Raw genomic sequence first — 17,635 nt, 5'->3', positions numbered from 1 at the left:
CTTCCTGATCAACCGCGAAGGGCGGGACCGAAGTCTCTTCGCAGGCTCGAAGACCTCGGTCATTCAGTCACGAAGGAGTGCAGCTAATGGTCATGCAGAAGAATCACAGAACGGTCTTCACCGTCGTCATGTCGAGTGTGATCGCGGCAGCGGTCGTCCTCGCCGCAGCGAGTCCAGCGCAGGCGATCCCTAGAGTCGAGAGAACTGAACCATCTCCGGCGGCCGACTTCTCGACCGAGGTCGTTCCCGCGACCACCACTGTGGTGACCGACGCCGGAGCGGTATCCGTGGGCATCACCCTCCCCGGCGCGGTGTCGTCCTCCGCGGTGGTCGACCCGGGCACTCTCCCGGACGGTCTCTTCGACGGAGCAGGCGAGCCGGTGCTGACGACGACCCTCGGTGACGCAGCGATCAGCAGCTATGCGACGGAGAAGGGCACGCAGACGCTGATCCAGGTGGACTCCGCCGATGCGGCCCACGATTACCGCTTCCCCCTCTCGCTTCCCGCCGGCGCCAGCGCGACCGTCGAGCCCGACGGGTCGGTCGCCGTCCTATCGGCCGCGGGTGATCTGCTCGGTGGCTACGAGATCCCCTGGGCCTACGACGCCCTGGGCAGTCCTGTCGGCACGAGTTTCACCCTGGACGGGAACACCCTCGTCCAGACGGTGGAGTTCGACGAGGCGACTGCCTTCCCCGTGATCGCCGACCCGAGCGACGCCTGGGGGTGAGCCGCGTGTGTGGCCGCAGTGGCCGGTGCCGTGGCAGTGAACGCGAACATTGCGAACAAGGTCGCCTCCCTGGTGTCCCGGTTCGGAAACATTCAGAAAGCCTTCGAGGTGATTTATCGCGCATGGAAGACCACCTCCAACGCGGAGAAGCGGCGGCAGGCGATCATCAACGCCGCCGGCGATCTGGTCCTGGAACTGGCCGGGGTGATCTCGATAAAGCAGGCCTGCTTTGACTCCTGAGAAGAGGAACAGTTCGCCGTTCGCTCTCACCATGTTCGCGATCGGCAGCCTGTTCGTCTTCCTCGCCGCCGCCGAGAACCGACCCGCGTGGTGGATCGTTCTCTTCGGGATCATGCTGCTCACGACCGGGTACAGCGCTTTCGTCGAATTCCGTCGGCGTGGGCAGTAGAACCGGAAGAGGGTTCATGTTCTCCGCCGCCGCGGAGTGCAAGCCGAGCTGGTGGATCTTCCTCACCGCCGTAGGCCTCCTCGGGACCGGCGTCGGCGCTTTCGGTCACTTCAGGCGGTGGGGACGCTGAAGACACTGTCACCTCCTTGCTCAAGTAGGCCACGGTTCGAGTGAGACATTCCACCCAGGCCCCACGAGAGCGGGCAGAGCGAGCCGATCTTGACGGCCGCTCTGCCCGCTCTTCGCGTCGGGCCACTCCGCCTGTCGGCGCCACACGGTCGGCGAAGCGAGCATGGCGAAGCGTACGAACTCCGGGGCGGTCAAGGGCTGAGCGGGGCCTCCTCTCCGTCGGCCGGGTGCTCCCCCGGCGGGCGCCGCTCGGTCCAGCGGGCGACGTCCGATGGGGGCTCGGTCGTGGGGAGGTCACGGGGGCCGACGAGTCGGCGCAGCCGGGCAGGTCGACGCGAGCGGGTCAGCGCCGTGCGCCAGCGGACGTCGACCACCGCGCGCTGCAGCGGGTCGATCGGCTGGAGGACGCCGTCGATCCGCTCCTCGATGCGCACGAGCGGCGGGCGGACGAGGTGCAGGCGTCGGCCGGGCTCGCGCTCCGGGTCGGCGCGGCCGGCCCGGGTACGGAGCTGCTGCTCCAGCTGCTCGGGATCGCGGGCCGACCAGGCGCTGACCGCGACCCGGCCGTCGGGCAGGTCGAAGCGCTCGGTGATGCGCAGGGGCAGCTCGTCGTGGGGGTGGGTCATCGTTCGTGCCTTTCCGAGGGAGGGGTGCCGAGCCGGATCAGCGCCGGAGGACGTGGCGTGGGGCCTGCGCCGGGGCGGTGGTCCAGCCCCATCGGGAGGAAAGTACTGCTCGCCTCCACACGGCAGAGGGCCACGGGAGCGAACTGTGGAGAGCTCCGCGATCCGCACCGTTGGGGAGGAGTGGCGTCTCCGGCGCCGGACGGCGACGGCGCGCGGGATCCATGGCACGCTCGTGGAGACCGAAAGGCCGTGATGACCACCGCACCTCCCTCCGCTCCGACTCCCTCTCCCGCTCCGCTCGCCGGCGTCCGCGTGCTCGAGCTGGGCAATTTCATCGCCGCCCCCACCGCGGGCCGCCTGCTCGCCGACTTCGGCGCCGACGTGATCAAGGTCGAGCGCCCCGGCACGGGCGACGAGCTGCGCAAGTGGCGGCTGCACTCCGGATCGACGACGTCGATGCTCTTCCACACCCTCAACCGCAGCAAGCGCTCGGTCGCGCTCGACCTGCGCACGGAGGAGGGCTGCGACGCCGTCCGCGGGCTCGCCGCCGAGTGCGACGTCGTCCTCGAGAACTTCCGTCCGGGCACCCTCGAGCGCTGGGGCATCGGACCGGACGTGCTGAACGAGGCGAACCCCGAGCTGGTCATCGGCCGCATCTCGGCGTTCGGCCAGACCGGTCCGCTCTCCAGCCGGCCGGGCTTCGCGGCGGTCGCCGAGGCGATGGGCGGCTTCCGCGAGCTGGTCGGCGATCCGGACCGCCCGCCCGTCCGCGTCGGCGTCTCGATCGGCGACTCCATCGCCGGCCTCTACGCCGGATACGGGGTGATGATGGCGCTCTTCCAGCGCGAGACCCGCCGCGCCGCCGGACTCGGCCCGGCACCGCTGGTCGAGCGGGTGATCGACGTCGCGCTGAACGAGGCGATGTTCTCGATGATGGAGTCGCTCATCCCCGACTACCAGGCGCACGGCATCGTCCGGGAGCGCGTCGGCGGCCGGATGGAGGGCATCGCGCCGACGAACGCCTACGTCTGCGGCGACGGCTCGAGCATCGTGGTCGCGGCCAACGGCGACGCGATCTTCCAGCGGCTGATGGCCATCATCGACCGCGCCGACCTGGCCGAGGATCCGGACCTGCTCACCAACGACGGCCGCTGGCGCCGCCGCGACGAGCTCGACGCCGCGATCGGCGCCTGGACCGCCACGACGACCTCGGACGCGGCACTCGCGATCCTCGACGAGCGCGGCGTGCCGTCGGGCCCGATCCTCACCGCCGCCGACATCAGCACGAACGAGCAGTACGCGGCCCGCGGCATGATCCAGAAGTTCGACGTCGACACGGGCGCCGGGATCATCGAGGGCGTCGGCTTCCCCGGCATCGTCCCGGTGCTCGGCGACCGCTCGCTCCCCATCCGCACGCTCGCGCCCGCGCTGGGCCACGACACCGAGGAGGTCCTGGAGATGCTCGGACGGAAGCCGATCCACGACGCGGCGGCAGCGGAGGAGACCCGATGACCGGCGCCGACCGCACCGTCCGGCTGCGCGACGTCACCCTCCGCGACGGACTGCAGCTGACCGGCAAGCTCCTCTCGACCGAGCGCAAGGTCGAGCTGGTCCGGGCGCTCCTCGCGGCCGGCGTCCCCGAGCTGGAGATCGGCTCGCTCGCCCGGGGCGATCTCGTGCCGCCGATGGCCAACACGCTCGAGGTCGTCGCGGCGCTGACCGCCGAGGAGCTCGAGCACTGCTGGGTCTGGGTGGCGACCCCGCGCCACATCGAGCGAGCAGCGGCGGCCGGCGCACGCAACTTCCAGTACTGCTTCTCGGCCTCCGACTCCCACAACCGCGCCAACATCGGGCGGAGCACCGAGGCGAGCCTCGACGCGATGCCCGAAGCCGTCGCCCTCGCGCACGCGGTCGGCGGACGCATCCAGCTCTGCATCGCCACGTCCTTCACCTGCCCCTTCGAGGGCCCGGTGCCGGAGGAGCGGGTGCTCGCGATCGCGAACGACCCGCGTGCGGCGGGCGCCGAGGACGTCGTGATCTGCGACACCCTCGGCCAGGCCCACCCCGAGCAGGTGTTCTCGCTCGTCTCCCGGGTCGCCGCCGAGACGCCGCCGCGCGAGATCGTCTTCCACGGTCACGACACCTGGGGAGCCGGCGTCGTCAACGCGCTGAGCGCCGTCCGCGCCGGCGCGACCGTCGTCGACGGGGCGCTCGGCGGTCTGGGCGGCTGCCCGTTCGCTCCCGGCGCGAGCGGCAACACCGCCACCGAGGACCTCGTCTTCGCGATGCGCCCTGACTGGCTCGACACCGAGCGCTTCGCCGAGCTCGTCCGCCAGTCCGAGCGGTTGCTCGCCGACGTCGAGGAGCCGAACCGCTCGAAGGCCCGCCAGGGCGCCCGCTCGAAGGCCGAGGCCTTCCCCTGGGTGGTCGCGGACGCGACGGCCTGAGGCCGAGCCTGCCGGCGGATCCACTTGGAAGAGCTGCCCGCAGCCTTTGCTGGTCGAGTAGCCCCGCAGGGGCGTATCGAGACCCGTCGTCACCGGCAGGGCGGGTCTGCAGACTCAGGTGCTGACGGTGGTGGATCTCGATACGCCCGCTCCGCGGGCTACTCGATCAGCATGGGCAGAGCCGCTCGGCGGGCTGGTCGATCAGCATGGGCGGGCCCGCTGCGGGGTCCTCGATCCATTTGCACGGGCCCGCTCCGCGGGTAACGCGATCGGCATGGTTCGCGGAGCGATCGGCGGCCGAGGGCGCGCCGGTCAGGCCGGGACGGGCTCGCGCGGGACGCGGGGCTTCGCGGCCGAGGTGAGCAGCGAGGCGAGGGCGACCAGCACGAGGACGACGGCCATCGCGCCGCGGAGGCCGAAGTGCTCGCCGAGGAAGCCGAGCAGGGGCGGGCCGACGAGGAAGGCGATGTAGCCGGCGGTCGCGACGGCGGCGACGGCGGAGGTCGGGTCCTCGCTCTCGCCCGCGGCGGAGAGCGTGACCGGGAAGCCGAGGGCCGCGCCCAGGCCCCAGAGGACGACGGCCGCGCCGGCCACGACGGCGTTGTCGGCGAAGACGACGATGCCGATCCCGACCGCCGAGACGAGGGTGCTCGCCAGCAGCACGGTCGCCTTGCCGAAGCGGGCCAGCAGGGGGGTGCCGAGGAAGCGGCCGACGGTCATCGCCGCGGCGAAGGCGGTGAACACCACGGTGCCGACGGTGGCGGAGACGCCGTGGCCGTCGACCATGAGCAGCGGCAGCCAGTCGGTCGCCGACCCCTCGGCCAGCGCCAGGGCGAGCACGATCAGGCCGAGCATCAGCACGCGCGGCTGCTGCCAGACCGGCGTCGAGCGGACCTTCTCGCGGGGAGCGCCGGCGACGGCGCGCTCGACCCGACCGGTCTCGACCGGGATGGAGCGGATGACGGTGAGCAGCAGCGCGAGCGCGACGACCGCGACTCCGACGAGCTGCCAGACCACGGGGAAGTCGATCGCCGTCAGGCCGATGCCCGCGACCGCGCCGGTGACGGTGCCGAGACTGTAGAAGCCGTGCAGCGCGGGCAGCACCGAGCGGCCGGTGAGCGTCTCGAGCGCCGCTCCCTCCACGTTGAGCGCGATCTCGGAGATGCCGATCCCGAAGCCGACGAGGGCGAGGCCCGCCGCGACGCCGAACGGGGTGGAGAGCTCGGCGAAGACGCCGGTCAGCGCGATGCCGGTGACGAAGGAGGCGCCGCCGATCACGACGGTGAAGCGCACCCCCTGCCGGCGGACGACGGCGGCGGAGGACAGGACTCCGCTCATCGAGCCGACCGAGAGGCCGAGCAGGACGAGCCCCATCTCGGCGGTCGACGCGGCGAGCAGGTCGCGGACCGCCGGGGTCCGCACGACCCAGGAGGCCATCCCGATGCCGAAGACGAGCATGAAGGCCGAGATGGCCAGGCGGCGCTTCGCGGCGGAGACGGGGCGGGACGGCATGACTACGACCGTATCGCCCGGGGGTGGACGGCAGACGCCGCAGTACGACTAGGGCGGCCGTCAAGCTCCTCCGCCGGCACGCGGGCCGCGGCTAGCGTCGAGAAGAGCCGGTGCCGCGGAACGACGGCGCCCCGCCCGCTCGACGACCCCGGAGGACCCCATGCCCGACCAGTACACCTTCACCGACCCCGCCACGCAGTACCCGAACGTCACGCCGCCGGTGCAGCAGCAGCCCGAGCCCGGCCTCCAGTCGCGGATGACCCCGGTCCCGGACCTCGGCGAGGACAGCTACCGCGGCACCGGCCGCCTGACCGGGCGGCGCGCGCTGATCACGGGCGCCGACTCCGGCATCGGCGCGGCGGTCGCGATCGCCTTCGCCCGCGAGGGCGCGGACATCGCGCTCGCCTACCTCCCCGACGAGGAGGAGGACGCGCAGCACGTCGTCGAGCTGATCCGCGCGGCCGGCCGCACCGCCGTGACGATCCCGGGCGACCTGACCGACGCGCAGTACTGCCGGGACCTCGTGGCGAAGGCCGTCGAGGGGCTCGGCGGCCTCGACACGGTCGTCAACGTCGCCGGCAAGCAGGTCTGGCAGGACGACGTCCTCGAGCTCAGCGACGAGCAGTTCGAGACGACGTTCGCGATCAACGTCTTCGCGCCGTTCCGCATCATCAAGGCGGCGCTCCCGCACCTCCCCGCGGGCTCGACGATCATCAACACGGCCTCCGCGGAGGCGCACTCCCCCGCGCCGGACCGGCTCGACTACGCCATGACGAAGGGCGCGATCAACAACCTGTCGAAGGGGCTCGCGCAGCAGCTCGCGGCGAAGGGCATCCGGGTGAACGTCGTCGCGCCGGGTCCGACCTGGTCGGTGCTGCAGGTGACCGCGGGCGTCGACCCCGAGAGCCTGCCCGAGTTCGGCTCGAGCGAGGCGCCGATGGGCCGCGCGGCGCAGCCGGCCGAGCAGGCGCCCGCCTACGTCTTCCTCGCCTCGGCGGAGTCGAGCTACGTGGTCGGCGAGACGCTGAACGTCAACGGCGGAATGGTCTCGCCGTAGCCGATGCCGCCGGGCCGGCGCCCGCCCTCTACCGTGGAGGCATGAGGATGAGGCGCCGGCTCCTGCCCGTGGTCGCGGGCGCGCTGCTCGTCGTGATCGGGATCGTCGTCGCGGCGACCACTCCGCGCGAGGTGTCGTTCGGCTGGTTCGCGTACGCCCCGCTCTCGGAGACGATGTTCTCGCCCGGGACGATGGTCGTCACTCCCGGTCTGGCGACCGCCGCCGCGCTGATCGTGCTCGGCCTGCTGGTGCTGGCGTTCTGCGCGGGCGGGGCTGTCGCCCGCCGGCACCCGCAGACCGCGAGTGGAGCATCGGGACAGGGCTCCTGACGCCTCGGTCCGCGCGCCTGCGCTGTGACGCGGTGACGACGCGGCGCGAGTCGGCGACGGACCTCGGGCCGGCGAAACGCAGTCCGGCTCGCTGAATCGGGAGGATTCCACGAGCCGAAGGTGATTCCGCGAGCCGGAGCTGGGCATCGGCGGTGGCGCTCGTGACGTTCGGCACGTGGATCCGGGTCCGGCTCGTGGGATCGGCCGGTTCTCACGAGCCGAGGCTGTTCCTGCGAGCCGAGGCCGATGCGGGTGGACCTCCGGCACGTGGAACGAGGCTCGGCTCGCCGGATCGAGTCGATTCCACGAGCCGGAGATGACTCCACGAGCCGGAGCAGATCCCACGAGCCGCCGCTGAGCAGGAACATCTCACGCGAACGGACCCGAACCGGGCCCTGCGCCCGGAGCGGAGCCCGATCCCCGTCCACTCGCTCGCGGCTCCGACTGCGAGTGGACGGGAAACGGGCCCCGCGTGGGTGTCAGGGCCCGTTCCGCGTCCGGTCGCGGAGCCGCCCCGGGAACCGGCGCGCCGCTAGGGTGAGCGCACCCGCCGCCGCTGCGATCCCCGCGCGACCGGGACACCGAGAGGCGGCCGCCGTGGTCCCCGACATCAACCCGTGGGCGGTCGGACTCGCCACCCTGTCGACGATGCTCGTCGGCTCGATCTGGTACACCCCGAAGGTCTTCGGCACGCTCTGGATGCGGCTGGCCGGCATCAGCCGGGAGCAGATGAGCAGCCGCAGCGCGGTCGTCCCGATCCTGGTCACCGTCGTGGTCAGCCTCGTCACCGCGCTCGTCCTGGCCGGCTGCGTCGACATCGCGCACGCCTTCTACGGCGGCAGCTGGTTCGCGAACTCGGTGATCACCGGGCTGTTCCTCTTCGTCGGCTTCACCGCCGCGCGGATGATCACCCACGACGCCTTCGAGGGCCGCCCGGCGAAGCTGACGATCCTGAACATCACGCACGAGCTCGTCACGATCCTCGTGATGGCGGTGATCATCGGCCTGCTGCCGGCCTGACGCCGGCCCCGCCCCGGCGCCCCGGTCAGCCCTCCGGCAGCTCCGCGAACGTGCGCTTGGCGCCGTTGTACCAGCCCATCGACTGCACGGGGTGGCGCCAGCGGTTCTTCATCTCGTTGCGCGCCTCGTCGTGCGTCGCATCGCCGGCCTTCACCGCGTCGCGCAGGTGCCGGTCCTGCAGCGTGATGACGACGTCGGCCGTGTCGCCGCGGTGCTCGAGATCGCAGGGTCCGCCGAGCTGGCGGCAGGTCATGGTCTTCATCGGGTGCTCCTTCTGTCGGGCCCCGGGTGGGCCTCTCTCCTGGTCGACGGCCGGGCGGCCGCCGATGTGACACGACACGCCGGGGCGAGGTCAGCCCGCGTCGACCACGGCGCCCTCGCGCCGGCGGATCGACGCCAGCACGGCCGGGTCCGCCCGGAAGACGACGGCGGTGACCCGCCCGTCCTCGACCGTGAAGTCGAACGCGACCTGCGGGGCACCCCGGTGGAACCAGGCGGCGCCCGGCCGCCCGTCGACGATCGCGGCGAGCGCCGCATGAGCACTGCCGTCGAAGAAGGCGGCCACGGCCTCGCGACCGTCGATCCGCTCCGGGGTCCCCGCGGCGAGCGCGTCCGCGTCCGCGCGGATGCTCGCGCCCGGCGCCAGCAGCTGCAGCAGTCGCACCAGGTCGCCGCCGCGCGCCGCCGCCATGAAGGCGTCGACCACCTGCCAGTCCGCGACCGGCCCGTCCGCGGGTCCGGCCGCGGTCTTGGCGCGCGCCCGGGAGGCGAGCTTGCGGGCCGAGGCCGCGCTGCGCCCGAGGATCTCGCCGATCGTCGCGAAGTCGACGCCGAAGCTGTCCGCGAGCACGAACGCGACGCGCTCGTTGGGCGTCAGGGTCTCGACGACGACGTGCAGGGCCTGGCCGACGGCCTCGGCGCGCTCGAGGCCGGCACTCCCCGTCCCCACGCCTTCCACGCCCGTGCCGGTCTCGACGAGCTCGGCGGGCTCCGGGATGCGCTGGCGCAGCCGGTCGAGGCAGAGCCGGGTCGTGACCGTCGTCAGCCAGGCCGGCAGGTTGTCGATCGCGGCCGTCGTGCCGTGCAGTCGCAGCCACGCCGACTGCACCGCGTCCTCGGCCTCGTGGTGGTCGTCGAGCAGCCGCGAGGCGAGCCGGATGAGCCGGCCGCGCTCCGCCTCGAAGGCTACGGCCTGCTCGTCGACGGAGTGGGACACGCGTCCTCCTGACCGGACCTGCGGCGGCCGCAGCTCGCGCCCCGGTCGCCGGTCCGGAGAGGACCGCGCGGTGAGGGACGCCCCCAGTGTCGCGGCCGGTCGCCGCCGCGACAAGAGCGACGGCGGCCGGCCCCCGCGTCAGCGGTCGGCGCGCGCGTCCTCCGGAGCCTCCGACCGCACCTCGGCGGCCGGCGCCGCGAGGCTCTCGCGGTGCAGGCGCTCCGCCTCCTCGCCGCCGACGGCCTCGCCGCGGGCGACCATGCCGGACTGGTCCGACAGCGGGATCTGCTTGAGCAGCAGCGCGAGGACGAAGGCGATCGCAATGAAGGGCAGCAGGTACCAGAACACCGGCGCCAGCGACTCGGCGTAGGCGCGGACGACGCCGTCGCGGACCTCGTCCGGCAGGGCGCTCAGCGCCTGCGGGTCGAGGGTCGCGGTGGCCGCTCCGACGTCGGCGACGCCCGCGTCCGTGAAGACGCCGGTCAGCTTCTCGGCGAGGGAGTTGGTGAAGATCGTGCCGAACACGGCCACGCCGAGCGAGGCGCCCACCTCGCGGAAGTAGTTGTTCGTGCTGGTCGCCGTGCCGATCATCTCGGGGGCGACGGCGTTCTGCACGACGAGGACGATGACCTGCATGATCAGGCCGAGCCCCGCGCCGAAGAAGAAGAGGTAGACGCAGATCAGCGGGATCGGGGTCTCGGCGGTCAGCGTCGTCATCGCCGCCATCGCGAGGCCGGTGAGCAGGGCGCCGACGATCGGGAACGCCTTGTAGCGGCCGGTGCGCGAGATCGCGATGCCCGAGTAGATCGACGTGCCCATCAGGCCCGCCATCATCGGCAGCATCAGCAGGCCCGACGCGGCGGCGGAGGTTCCGGACGCCATCTGCAAGAAGGTCGGCACGAAGGCGATGGCGGAGAACATGCCGAGGCCGAGCGTGAGGCCGATCGCGGTCGCGTTCACGAAGATCGGGTTGCGGAAGAGGCTGAGCGGGATGATCGGGTCCTCGGCGCGCGACTCCACCCAGATGAAGCCGGCGACCGCGGCGATCAGCCCGGCGCCGAACGCCCAGGTCTCGAGGGCGCCCCAGCCGTGCGCGGCGTCGCCGCCGAAGTCGGTGAAGAAGATCAGGCAGGTGGTGGCGATCGAGAGCAGCAGCACGCCCGGGATGTCGATCCGCTTGGTCGCGCGCTTGCTCGGCAGCGTCAGCGCGAACCAGGCGATGGCGAAGGCCGCGATGCCGACCGGGATGTTGATGTAGAACGCCCACTGCCAGGTGAGGTGGTCGACGAAGAGGCCGCCGAGCAGCGGGCCGGCGACGGCGGAGAGGCCGAAGACGGCGCCGAGCGGGCCCATGTACTTGCCGCGCTCGTTGGCGGGCACGATGTCGGCGATGATCGCCTGCGACAGGATCATCAGCCCGCCGCCGCCGAGGCCCTGCAGGGCGCGGAAGACGACGAACGACCAGAAGTCGCCGGCCAGCGCGCAGCCGACCGAGGCGAGGGTGAACAGCGCGATGGCGATCAGGAAGAGCGTGCGGCGGCCGAGGACGTCGCCGAACTTGCCGTAGATCGGCATCACGATCGTGGTCGCGAGCAGGTAGGCGGTGGTGATCCAGGCCTGGTGCTCGACGCCGCCGAGCTGGCCGACGATGGTCGGCATCGCGGTCGAGACGATGGTCTGGTCGAGGCTGGAGAGGAGCATGCCGGCGATCAGCGCGGAGAAGATGATCCAGATCCGGCGCTGCGTGAGCAGGAGCGGAGAGGCGGTGGCGGGGGCGGTCATGGTGTCCTCGGGGTCGGGTGGGGCGAGAGGGAGCGGGGGGCTGGTCGGCGCGGCGGGGGCCGGGTCAGCCCAGGAGCAGGCGCGTCACGGCCGCGATGCGGTCCTGCGCGAGGCGCTCGAGCGGCACGGAGCCGTCGGAGTCGAGGTAGGCGCCGACGGCGCTCCGGATCACGGTGCCGGCCGTCTGCACGGCGAGCAGCACGGACGGGTCGGCGGGGTCGAGGCCCTCGCGCCGCGCGACGAGGTCGGCGACGAGCAGGTCGCGCTGGGTGCCGACGTCGAGCAGGGCCTGCAGGAGCTTCGGCTCGCGATCGGCGACGGCGACGAACTCGCGGACGCTGTCGGCGTTCAGGCCGATCGCGGCGAAGTGCACCGCACCGAGGGCGACGAGCGCCTCGAGCAGCGAGACGCCCGGGCGGCGGGTCAGGAACTCCGCGACGCTGTCGTCGTCGAGGCCCTCCTCGGGCCGGCCGACGATCGCGTACTCCTTGCTCGGGAAGTAGTTGAAGAAGGTGCGGCGCGAGATGCCGACCTCCTCGCAGAGCTCCTCGACGGTGAAGCCCGAGAAGCCGTGGCGGATGGTCAGCTCGCGGGCGGTGCGGGCCAGCTCGCTGCGCCGCTCGGCCGCGCGCTGGTCGCGCCGGGTCGCGGTCGCATCTGCTTGCATACTGTGCATCATTGCACCATCGGGGTCAGGGTGCAACGCTACCGGTGTCGCGCAGCCGTGACCCCCGTCCGGGTGACTAACGGCCCTCAGCGGCGACCGGGGGCGCACCGTTCGATACCGTCATCGCGGAGGCGAGACACCGTCTCCGCACGCAGACTCGGGGGGACGATGTCGCAGCAGACCAGCCAGGACCCGGCGATCGGCGCCGACGCACCGCTCGGGGCGCCCGACGACCGGGACCGCCGCGCCGCCGTGATCGAGGCGCTGGGCCTGATGGGCTCCGGCCCCGAGGAGCGCTTCGACCGGATCACCCGGATGGCGCAGGAGCTCTTCCAGGTGCCGGTGGCGGAGATCCACATCCTCGACGAGACGACGCTCTTCACGAAGTCGCCGCAGCCCGAGGGGCCGGTGTCCTACCCGCGCGCGGGGACGTTCTGCGACGCGACGCTCGCCCAGCGGAGCACGCTCGTCGTCCCCGACCTCGGCGCCGACGGAGCCTGGGCGCGGCACGTGCACGTCTCCGGACCGCCGCACGTGCAGTTCTACGCCGGCCGCCCGCTCACGGTGGACGACGGCCTGCAGCTCGGGACGCTCTGCCTGCTCGACTTCGTCCCCCGCGCGCTCAGCCCGGAGGAGGAGCTGCTCTTCGAGGAGTTCGGCCAGTGGGTCGAGCGCGAGCTGCGCGACACCGCGGAGTGGGACCGCGCCGCCGACGTGCAGGCCCGCCTCTCCCCCACCGCGTTCCGCCACCCCGCCGGCTACGACCTGGCCGGCGCCTCGCTGCCCAAGTGGCAGATCTGCGGCGACTTCTACACCTGGACCGCGACCGAGGCGGTCGTCGACCTGACCCTCGTCGACGTGATGGGCAAGGGCACCGGCGCCGCGATCCTCGCCGCCGGCATCCGCGCCGCGTTCCGCGCCCGGGCCGGCGGCGCTCCGGACGCGGTGGTCACCGCGGTCAGCGAGCAGCTGCAGCCGGACTTCTCCGCCACCGAGACCTTCGCGACGCTCTTCCACGGCCGGCTCGACACCGCGACCGGCCGGGTCGACTTCGTGGACGCGGGCCACGGGCTCACCGTCCTGCTCCGCGCCGACGGGACCTTCCACCGCCTCGCCGCGCTCGGCCTCCCCCTCGGCATCGCGGAGGACGGCGGCTGGGTCACCCAGACCGTCGATCTCGCCGTCGGCGACTCCCTGGTCTCCTTCACCGACGGGGTGCTCGACCTCTTCGACGGGACCCTGCAGTCGCTCGTCCTCGCGGCCGACCTGGTCCGCACCTCAGAGGGCGCCATCGGCTTCCTCACCGCCCTGACCGCGCTCGCCGGCTCCGGCCGCGCGCTCGACGACATCACCGCGCTCCTCGTGACGCGGACCCACGACACCCCGCGCCCCGCCGCGGACACCGACCAGGAGCAGGCATGACCTTCAGCACCGAGACGATCGCTCCCGGCGTCGCCGTGATCACGGCGGCGGGCCGGCTCAATCTCGCCGCGGCGCGGGATCTGCGCACGGAGGTGCGCAGCGCTCTCGACGAGGGCAGCAGCCGCATCGTCGTCGAGCTGAGCGAGGTCACCTTCATGGACTCGTCCGGGCTCGGCGCGCTCGTCGCCTGCCTGAAGAGCGCCCGCCAGGCCGGGGGCGACCTCCGGATCGCCGCCCCGAGCGAGCAGGTCACCATGGTGCTCGAGCTCTCCAACCTCGACCGCGTGCTCGTCGGCTACGCCTCGGCCGGCGACGCGTACCGTGACTGAGCGCACCCTCGCCTTCCGGACGCCGCCCGACGACATCGAGCTCGTGCACGACCTGCTCGACTCGCTCTTCGGCGAGCGCGCCGACGTCGGTGCCCGCGACCGGATGGAGTTCGAGACGGCGCTCGTCGAGCTCGTCTCCAACGTGATCCAGCACGCCGTCTCGACCACCGCGGTCCTCTGCCGCCTCGTCGTCTCCGTCGACGACGAGGCGCTCCGGGCCGAGCTGGTCGACACCGCGGACCCGCCCGGCGTCGACACCGGGCCGCGGGAGATGCCGGACGCGTTCGCCGAGTCGGGTCGCGGGATCGCCCTCATCCAGGCACTGGTGACCGACTTCGACTACGAGCGCACCGCGAGCCGCAACCTCTGGTCGATCCGCAAGGACCGCGCCCTGCAGGCCTGACGCGCGGGGTCGCTCGCGCTCAGCCGATCGTGTGCGCCGTGATGACCGCCGCGGCGCGCGCGAGGTCCTCGACGACCTCCTCCTCGCCCAGGCGCGGGGACGCCCGCAGCACCTCGACGCTGACCGCGCCGTAGCGCTCGTCGACCGCTGCGAGCAGCGCGGTGCCGGAGTCGGTCAGCCGGAGCAGGACGCTGCGCCGGTCCTGCGGGTTCGAGACGCGGTCGAGGTGGCCGGCCTTGGCCAGGCGGTCGAGCAGCGCGGTCACCGCTCCGGTCGTCAGCGACAGCTCGAGCCCCAGCCACTTGGGCGTCAGTCCGGGCGACTCGGCGAGCGCCTCCAGCGCGCTCAGCTCCGAGATCCCGATCCCGGCGTCGAGGGCGACCGCGGCGCGCAGGTCGCGCTGCGCCGTCTCGAGCTGCCGCAGCGCCTGCCGGAGGGCCGCGCCGGCGGGCTGCTCGCCGCCGTCGGCGGGGGGTGTGTTCTCGCGATCCATGCGGCCTTCTCGGGTGTCGGAGCGGGGGTGGGAGCGGGTGTCGGAGCGGCGACGTCGCCGCCAGACTCGCTGTCCCCACAACAGGGGGTATTAGAACGATTGCAAAGTATCTTTGCCATCAAGTAACTTACTCGACAAGCCAGAAAACACCCCACAGCGAACTGCACGGCAGTTCACCTTCTACCCGATCAGGAGTCCTGTCATGTCGAACCACACCGCAAAGCGCAAGCGCGTCCGTTTCGCCCCCCTCGTCCTCGCCACCAGCGTCGCCGCCGCCGCGCTGCTGTCGGTCTCGATGTCCGGAACCCTCTCCGGCTTCGTCGCCAGCATCACCAACACCAACAACACCGCCGCCTCCGGCTCGCTCGTCATGGAGGAGAAGTCGACCGGCACCACGCCCGTCACCTGCCTCAGCACCGACGGCGGCTCGGTCAGCACCAACACCGCGACCTGCTCGACCATCAACAAGTTCGGCGGCTCGACCACCATGGTCCCCGGCCAGACCGTCAGCACCGCGATCACCATCAAGAACGCCGGCACCGTCTCGGCCAACACCTTCACGCTGACCCCGGGCGCCACCTGCGCCCAGTCGGTCAACACCGCCGCCGGCTCCTCGGGCACCGCGACCGACTTCTGCTCCAAGCTGAACGTCGTCATCACCTCCGGCAGCACCACCGTCTACAGCGGCACCGCCGCCGCGCTCGCCGGCACCGCCGCCAAGTCGCTCTCCGCCGCCCCCGTCACCGCCGGCACCAGCACCCCCTTCACCATCGCCGTCACGCTCGACTCCTCCGCCGGCAACACCTACCAGGGCCTGTCCGCCTCGCTCCCCCTCACCTGGACCTTCGCCAGCTGATCGAGCCTCCCCGGCTCACGCCGAGCGAGGCACGCGCCCGGTCCATGCCGAGCGAGACACGCGTCCGGCTCACGCCGACCGAGGTGCACGCCCGGTTCATGCTGATCGAGTAGCCCGCGCAGCGGGCGTATCGAGATCCACCACCGAAGACCGCTTCCCCCGAAGCACCCGCCCCACCCCGAGAAACGCCCCCGCAACACCCGACACCCGCACCCCGGGGGCCGCCGCCCAGGCGGCCCCCACCCCGCCGAGGAGGTGGACCCGTGACCACGCTGCAGACCCGCCCCGCCCCCGCGCTCCCCGGATCCACCGCCGTCCCCACCGGCACCGCCTCCCCCCTCACCCCCGCCACCACCGTCTCCACCCCCGAGCCCCGCTCCCCCCGCTCCCGCCTGCGCACCGTCGCGACCTGGACCGTCACCGCCATCGTCGCCGCCCTGGTCGTCGCCGCCTTCCTCTTCCACGCCTCCGGCGGACGCTGGTTCATCGTCCAGACGCCGTCGATGGGCACCGCCGCTCCCGTCGGCACCCTGGTCCTCACCGCCCCGACGCCCCTCGAGGACATCCGGGTCGGCGACGTCGTCAGCTTCCACCCCACCACCACCCCCGACGAGACCTACACGCACCGCGTGGTCGACCTCGCCGACGACGGCACCCTGGTCACCCGCGGCGACATCAACGGCGCGACCGACCCGTGGGCGACCGGCGCCGAGCAGCTGATCGGCAAGGTCGTCGTCGCGCTCCCCGGCGCCGGCTGGCTCGCGAAGGGCCTGCCGATGCTCCTCGCCGGCACCGTCCTCGTCCTGCTGCTCACCCGCCTGCTCTCCTCCCCCACCCACCGCGCCGCGATGCGGGTGCTGGGGATCTCGCTCGTCGCCTCCTTCACCGTGTTCGTCCTCCGCCCGTTCGTCGGCATCGTCGTCCTCGAGGCGACCGTGGAGGACGGGCAGACGGACGCCTCGCTCGTCTCGGTCGGCATGCTCCCGATCCGCGTGACGGCGGTCGGCGGCACGAACGCGGACCTCGTCTCCGGCCAGGTCGGCAGCATCCAGGTGCCGGCCAACGGCGAGGACTTCTACAACGTGTCCTCGGCGCTGCACCTGCCGCTCTGGGGCTGGATCCTCTTCGGCGCGGTCTGCGCCACCCCCGTGCTCTGGACGATGCTGGTCGGACTCCCCGCCGAGGCCGAGCCGCGCGGCGAGCACGGCCGCCGGGCCCGCGCCGCCGAGACCGAGACCACGCCCGCCGAGACCGCCGAGACCGCCGAGACAGAGTCGGCCGCCCGATGAGCCGCCACCGCCGCACCCGCTCCGGCCTCCTGGCCCGCCTCCGCTCCGCAGCACCGCGCACCCCGCGCACCACCCTCGCCGCGCTGCTCGTCGCCGCCCTCTCGGCCGTGCTGTTCCTCGCCCCCGCCACCTCCGGCGCCTACGTCGCCTCCATCCGCAACTCGAACAACACGGTCGGCAGCGCGGCGGCCTTCTTCACCTGCGACTCGGCGCTCGCCGCCGACAGGGGCGACGCACTGTTCTCCTACACGCTCGCGCAGGCCACCGGAGCGACGACCGCCGTCGACACCGACTCCGGCGCCTACCCCGGCACCTACCGTCCGGCGATGACCAGCTCCGCGACCACCCCGAAGGCCTGCCCGCGCGACGCCGGCGGCTCCTGGCTGCTGAACGGGACGAACGGCTACCTCAGCACGCCGCTGCAGCTGGCCAACCCGACCACCTTCAGCACGGAGATCTGGTTCAAGACCACCGTCGCGGGCGGCAAGCTCTTCAGCTTCAACAGCAGCCGCGACACCGCCGGCAGTCAGTACGACCGGCACACCTACATCGGCGCGGACGGCCGCCTCGTCTTCGGCATTTACAACAACGGCGTCCAGTCGATCACCAGCCCGAACCCGGTCAACGACGGAGCCTGGCACCACGTCGTCTCCACCCTCTCGCCGACCGCCGGGACGAGCCTCTGGCTCGACGGCGTGAAGGTCGCCGGCAACACCGCCTTCCGCAGCGCGGAGAACACCACCGGCTACTGGAAGATCGGCTACGACACCCTCGGCGGCTCCTGGACGAACGTCGGCCCCGCCTCCTTCTCCGGCAGCCTGCGCTACGCCGCCGTCTACTCGACCGCGCTCACCGCGACCCAGATCCAGAACCACTACAACGCCGGTCGCTGAGTCCCTGCTCCGCACCCGCACCGCTCCG

General features: G+C 72.4%; 21 protein-coding genes. 14 read left to right on the top strand and 7 right to left on the bottom strand.

What is annotated here, in order from left to right; all coding sequences use genetic code 11:
• Positions 1-86 precede the first annotated feature (86 nt).
• From MT355_RS00960 to MT355_RS00950, 3 genes are read left to right on the top strand one after another with little or no spacing between them, the layout of a single operon-like run.
• The gene (locus MT355_RS00960) at positions 87-728 is read left to right on the top strand and encodes a hypothetical protein (RefSeq protein ID WP_243598193.1); all 642 of its coding nucleotides are present in this window, start codon (positions 87-89) and stop codon (positions 726-728) included.
• Positions 729-737: 9 nt separating this feature from the next.
• A complete protein-coding gene (locus MT355_RS00955) occupies positions 738-968 on the top strand; it encodes a hypothetical protein (RefSeq protein WP_243598192.1) in 231 nt (76 codons plus the stop codon).
• Between the two features lie 31 nt (positions 969-999).
• Positions 1,000-1,137: a hypothetical protein gene (locus MT355_RS00950; RefSeq protein WP_243598191.1), complete on the top strand. Its 138-nt coding sequence runs from the start codon at positions 1,000-1,002 to the stop codon at positions 1,135-1,137.
• A gap of 320 nt (positions 1,138-1,457) precedes the next feature.
• Here the strand turns inward: MT355_RS00950 and MT355_RS00945 are convergent, their stop codons facing one another.
• Positions 1,458-1,892 carry a hypothetical protein gene (locus MT355_RS00945; protein ID WP_243598190.1) on the bottom strand — a complete coding sequence of 145 codons (435 nt, stop codon included), beginning with the start codon at positions 1,890-1,892 and terminating at the stop codon, positions 1,458-1,460.
• Between the two features lie 252 nt (positions 1,893-2,144).
• Here MT355_RS00945 and MT355_RS00940 point away from each other — a divergent pair, with 252 nt between their 5' ends.
• Positions 2,145-3,404 carry a CaiB/BaiF CoA-transferase family protein gene (locus MT355_RS00940; protein WP_243598189.1) on the top strand — a complete coding sequence of 420 codons (1,260 nt, stop codon included), beginning with the start codon at positions 2,145-2,147 and terminating at the stop codon, positions 3,402-3,404.
• A complete protein-coding gene (locus MT355_RS00935; RefSeq protein WP_243598188.1) occupies positions 3,401-4,339 on the top strand; it encodes a hydroxymethylglutaryl-CoA lyase in 939 nt (312 codons plus the stop codon). The genes MT355_RS00940 and MT355_RS00935 overlap by 4 nt, the downstream gene beginning before the upstream one ends.
• 312 nt (positions 4,340-4,651) lie before the next feature.
• On the opposite strand, the gene MT355_RS00930 is transcribed toward MT355_RS00935, so the two are convergent.
• Positions 4,652-5,851, bottom strand: coding sequence for an MFS transporter (locus MT355_RS00930; protein ID WP_243598187.1), 1,200 nt, complete (start codon positions 5,849-5,851; stop codon positions 4,652-4,654).
• Between the two features lie 160 nt (positions 5,852-6,011).
• On the opposite strand from MT355_RS00930, the gene MT355_RS00925 reads away from it, so the two are divergent.
• The 3 genes from MT355_RS00925 (at position 6,012) to MT355_RS00915 (ending at position 8,257) form a co-directional block, all read left to right on the top strand.
• Positions 6,012-6,908, top strand: a complete 897-nt coding sequence (locus MT355_RS00925) for an SDR family oxidoreductase (RefSeq protein WP_243598186.1) — start codon at positions 6,012-6,014, stop codon at positions 6,906-6,908.
• Positions 6,909-6,949: 41 nt separating this feature from the next.
• On the top strand, positions 6,950-7,237 hold the full coding sequence (locus MT355_RS00920) for a hypothetical protein (RefSeq protein ID WP_243598185.1): 288 nt from the start codon (positions 6,950-6,952) through the stop codon (positions 7,235-7,237).
• Between the two features lie 597 nt (positions 7,238-7,834).
• Entirely contained in the window at positions 7,835-8,257 is a 423-nt protein-coding gene (locus MT355_RS00915; protein ID WP_123732730.1) for a DUF1761 domain-containing protein, read from the top strand.
• Between the two features lie 25 nt (positions 8,258-8,282).
• On the opposite strand, the gene MT355_RS00910 is transcribed toward MT355_RS00915, so the two are convergent.
• From MT355_RS00910 to MT355_RS00895, 4 genes are all read right to left on the bottom strand, one after another.
• Entirely contained in the window at positions 8,283-8,519 is a 237-nt protein-coding gene (locus tag MT355_RS00910; protein WP_123736654.1) for a hypothetical protein, read from the bottom strand.
• Between the two features lie 90 nt (positions 8,520-8,609).
• The gene (locus MT355_RS00905) at positions 8,610-9,473 is read right to left on the bottom strand and encodes a sigma factor (protein WP_243598184.1); all 864 of its coding nucleotides are present in this window, start codon (positions 9,471-9,473) and stop codon (positions 8,610-8,612) included.
• A gap of 138 nt (positions 9,474-9,611) precedes the next feature.
• Complete coding sequence (locus tag MT355_RS00900; protein ID WP_243598183.1) at positions 9,612-11,255, bottom strand: MDR family MFS transporter; 1,644 nt, start codon at positions 11,253-11,255, stop codon at positions 9,612-9,614.
• 64 nt (positions 11,256-11,319) lie between these two features.
• Entirely contained in the window at positions 11,320-11,922 is a 603-nt protein-coding gene (locus tag MT355_RS00895; protein WP_243598182.1) for a TetR/AcrR family transcriptional regulator, read from the bottom strand.
• A gap of 168 nt (positions 11,923-12,090) precedes the next feature.
• Here MT355_RS00895 and MT355_RS00890 point away from each other — a divergent pair, with 168 nt between their 5' ends.
• From MT355_RS00890 to MT355_RS00880, 3 genes are read left to right on the top strand one after another with little or no spacing between them, the layout of a single operon-like run.
• On the top strand, positions 12,091-13,344 hold the full coding sequence (locus MT355_RS00890; RefSeq protein ID WP_243598181.1) for a PP2C family protein-serine/threonine phosphatase: 1,254 nt from the start codon (positions 12,091-12,093) through the stop codon (positions 13,342-13,344).
• Positions 13,341-13,673 (top strand): STAS domain-containing protein, encoded by a 333-nt coding sequence (locus tag MT355_RS00885; RefSeq protein ID WP_123446750.1) that lies wholly within the window; start codon positions 13,341-13,343, stop codon positions 13,671-13,673. Before MT355_RS00890 ends, MT355_RS00885 begins: the two co-directional genes overlap by 4 nt.
• Entirely contained in the window at positions 13,666-14,076 is a 411-nt protein-coding gene (locus MT355_RS00880) for an ATP-binding protein (protein ID WP_243598180.1), read from the top strand. Before MT355_RS00885 ends, MT355_RS00880 begins: the two co-directional genes overlap by 8 nt.
• Positions 14,077-14,095: 19 nt before the next feature.
• Here MT355_RS00880 and MT355_RS00875 read toward each other — a convergent pair whose 3' ends face one another.
• The gene (locus MT355_RS00875) at positions 14,096-14,569 is read right to left on the bottom strand and encodes a MarR family winged helix-turn-helix transcriptional regulator (RefSeq protein WP_243598179.1); all 474 of its coding nucleotides are present in this window, start codon (positions 14,567-14,569) and stop codon (positions 14,096-14,098) included.
• 202 nt (positions 14,570-14,771) lie between these two features.
• Between MT355_RS00875 and MT355_RS00870 the strand changes: the two genes are divergently transcribed.
• The 3 genes from MT355_RS00870 (at position 14,772) to MT355_RS00860 (ending at position 17,607) form a co-directional block, all read left to right on the top strand.
• Positions 14,772-15,425 (top strand): hypothetical protein, encoded by a 654-nt coding sequence (locus MT355_RS00870; RefSeq protein ID WP_123736647.1) that lies wholly within the window; start codon positions 14,772-14,774, stop codon positions 15,423-15,425.
• Between the two features lie 263 nt (positions 15,426-15,688).
• Positions 15,689-16,714, top strand: coding sequence for a signal peptidase I (locus MT355_RS00865; protein ID WP_308197283.1), 1,026 nt, complete (start codon positions 15,689-15,691; stop codon positions 16,712-16,714).
• A complete protein-coding gene (locus MT355_RS00860) occupies positions 16,711-17,607 on the top strand; it encodes a LamG domain-containing protein (protein ID WP_123736646.1) in 897 nt (298 codons plus the stop codon). The genes MT355_RS00865 and MT355_RS00860 overlap by 4 nt, the downstream gene beginning before the upstream one ends.
• Positions 17,608-17,635: the final 28 nt, after the last annotated feature.

The sequence above is a fragment of the Rathayibacter sp. VKM Ac-2929 genome (assembly GCF_022815495.1).
Classification (GTDB): Bacteria; Actinomycetota; Actinomycetes; order Actinomycetales; family Microbacteriaceae; genus Rathayibacter; species Rathayibacter festucae.
This window is presented reverse-complemented; position numbering and strand designations above follow the sequence as displayed.

Bases quoted from the DNA above. Each gene is read 5' to 3' on its own strand.
- MT355_RS00960 (WP_243598193.1), top strand. From the start codon at position 87: ATGGTCATGCAGAAGAATCACAGAACGGTCTTCACCGTCGTCATGTCG.
- MT355_RS00950 (WP_243598191.1), top strand. From the start codon at position 1,000: ATGTTCGCGATCGGCAGCCTGTTCGTCTTCCTCGCCGCCGCCGAGAAC.
- MT355_RS00945 (WP_243598190.1), bottom strand. From the start codon at position 1,892: ATGACCCACCCCCACGACGAGCTGCCCCTGCGCATCACCGAGCGCTTC.
- MT355_RS00940 (WP_243598189.1), top strand. From the start codon at position 2,145: ATGACCACCGCACCTCCCTCCGCTCCGACTCCCTCTCCCGCTCCGCTC.
- MT355_RS00935 (WP_243598188.1), top strand. From the start codon at position 3,401: ATGACCGGCGCCGACCGCACCGTCCGGCTGCGCGACGTCACCCTCCGC.
- MT355_RS00930 (WP_243598187.1), bottom strand. From the start codon at position 5,851: ATGCCGTCCCGCCCCGTCTCCGCCGCGAAGCGCCGCCTGGCCATCTCG.
- MT355_RS00925 (WP_243598186.1), top strand. From the start codon at position 6,012: ATGCCCGACCAGTACACCTTCACCGACCCCGCCACGCAGTACCCGAAC.
- MT355_RS00920 (WP_243598185.1), top strand. From the start codon at position 6,950: ATGAGGATGAGGCGCCGGCTCCTGCCCGTGGTCGCGGGCGCGCTGCTC.
- MT355_RS00910 (WP_123736654.1), bottom strand. From the start codon at position 8,519: ATGAAGACCATGACCTGCCGCCAGCTCGGCGGACCCTGCGATCTCGAG.
- MT355_RS00900 (WP_243598183.1), bottom strand. From the start codon at position 11,255: ATGACCGCCCCCGCCACCGCCTCTCCGCTCCTGCTCACGCAGCGCCGG.
- MT355_RS00895 (WP_243598182.1), bottom strand. From the start codon at position 11,922: ATGCAAGCAGATGCGACCGCGACCCGGCGCGACCAGCGCGCGGCCGAG.
- MT355_RS00890 (WP_243598181.1), top strand. From the start codon at position 12,091: ATGTCGCAGCAGACCAGCCAGGACCCGGCGATCGGCGCCGACGCACCG.
- MT355_RS00885 (WP_123446750.1), top strand. From the start codon at position 13,341: ATGACCTTCAGCACCGAGACGATCGCTCCCGGCGTCGCCGTGATCACG.
- MT355_RS00875 (WP_243598179.1), bottom strand. From the start codon at position 14,569: ATGGATCGCGAGAACACACCCCCCGCCGACGGCGGCGAGCAGCCCGCC.
- MT355_RS00870 (WP_123736647.1), top strand. From the start codon at position 14,772: ATGTCGAACCACACCGCAAAGCGCAAGCGCGTCCGTTTCGCCCCCCTC.
- MT355_RS00860 (WP_123736646.1), top strand. From the start codon at position 16,711: ATGAGCCGCCACCGCCGCACCCGCTCCGGCCTCCTGGCCCGCCTCCGC.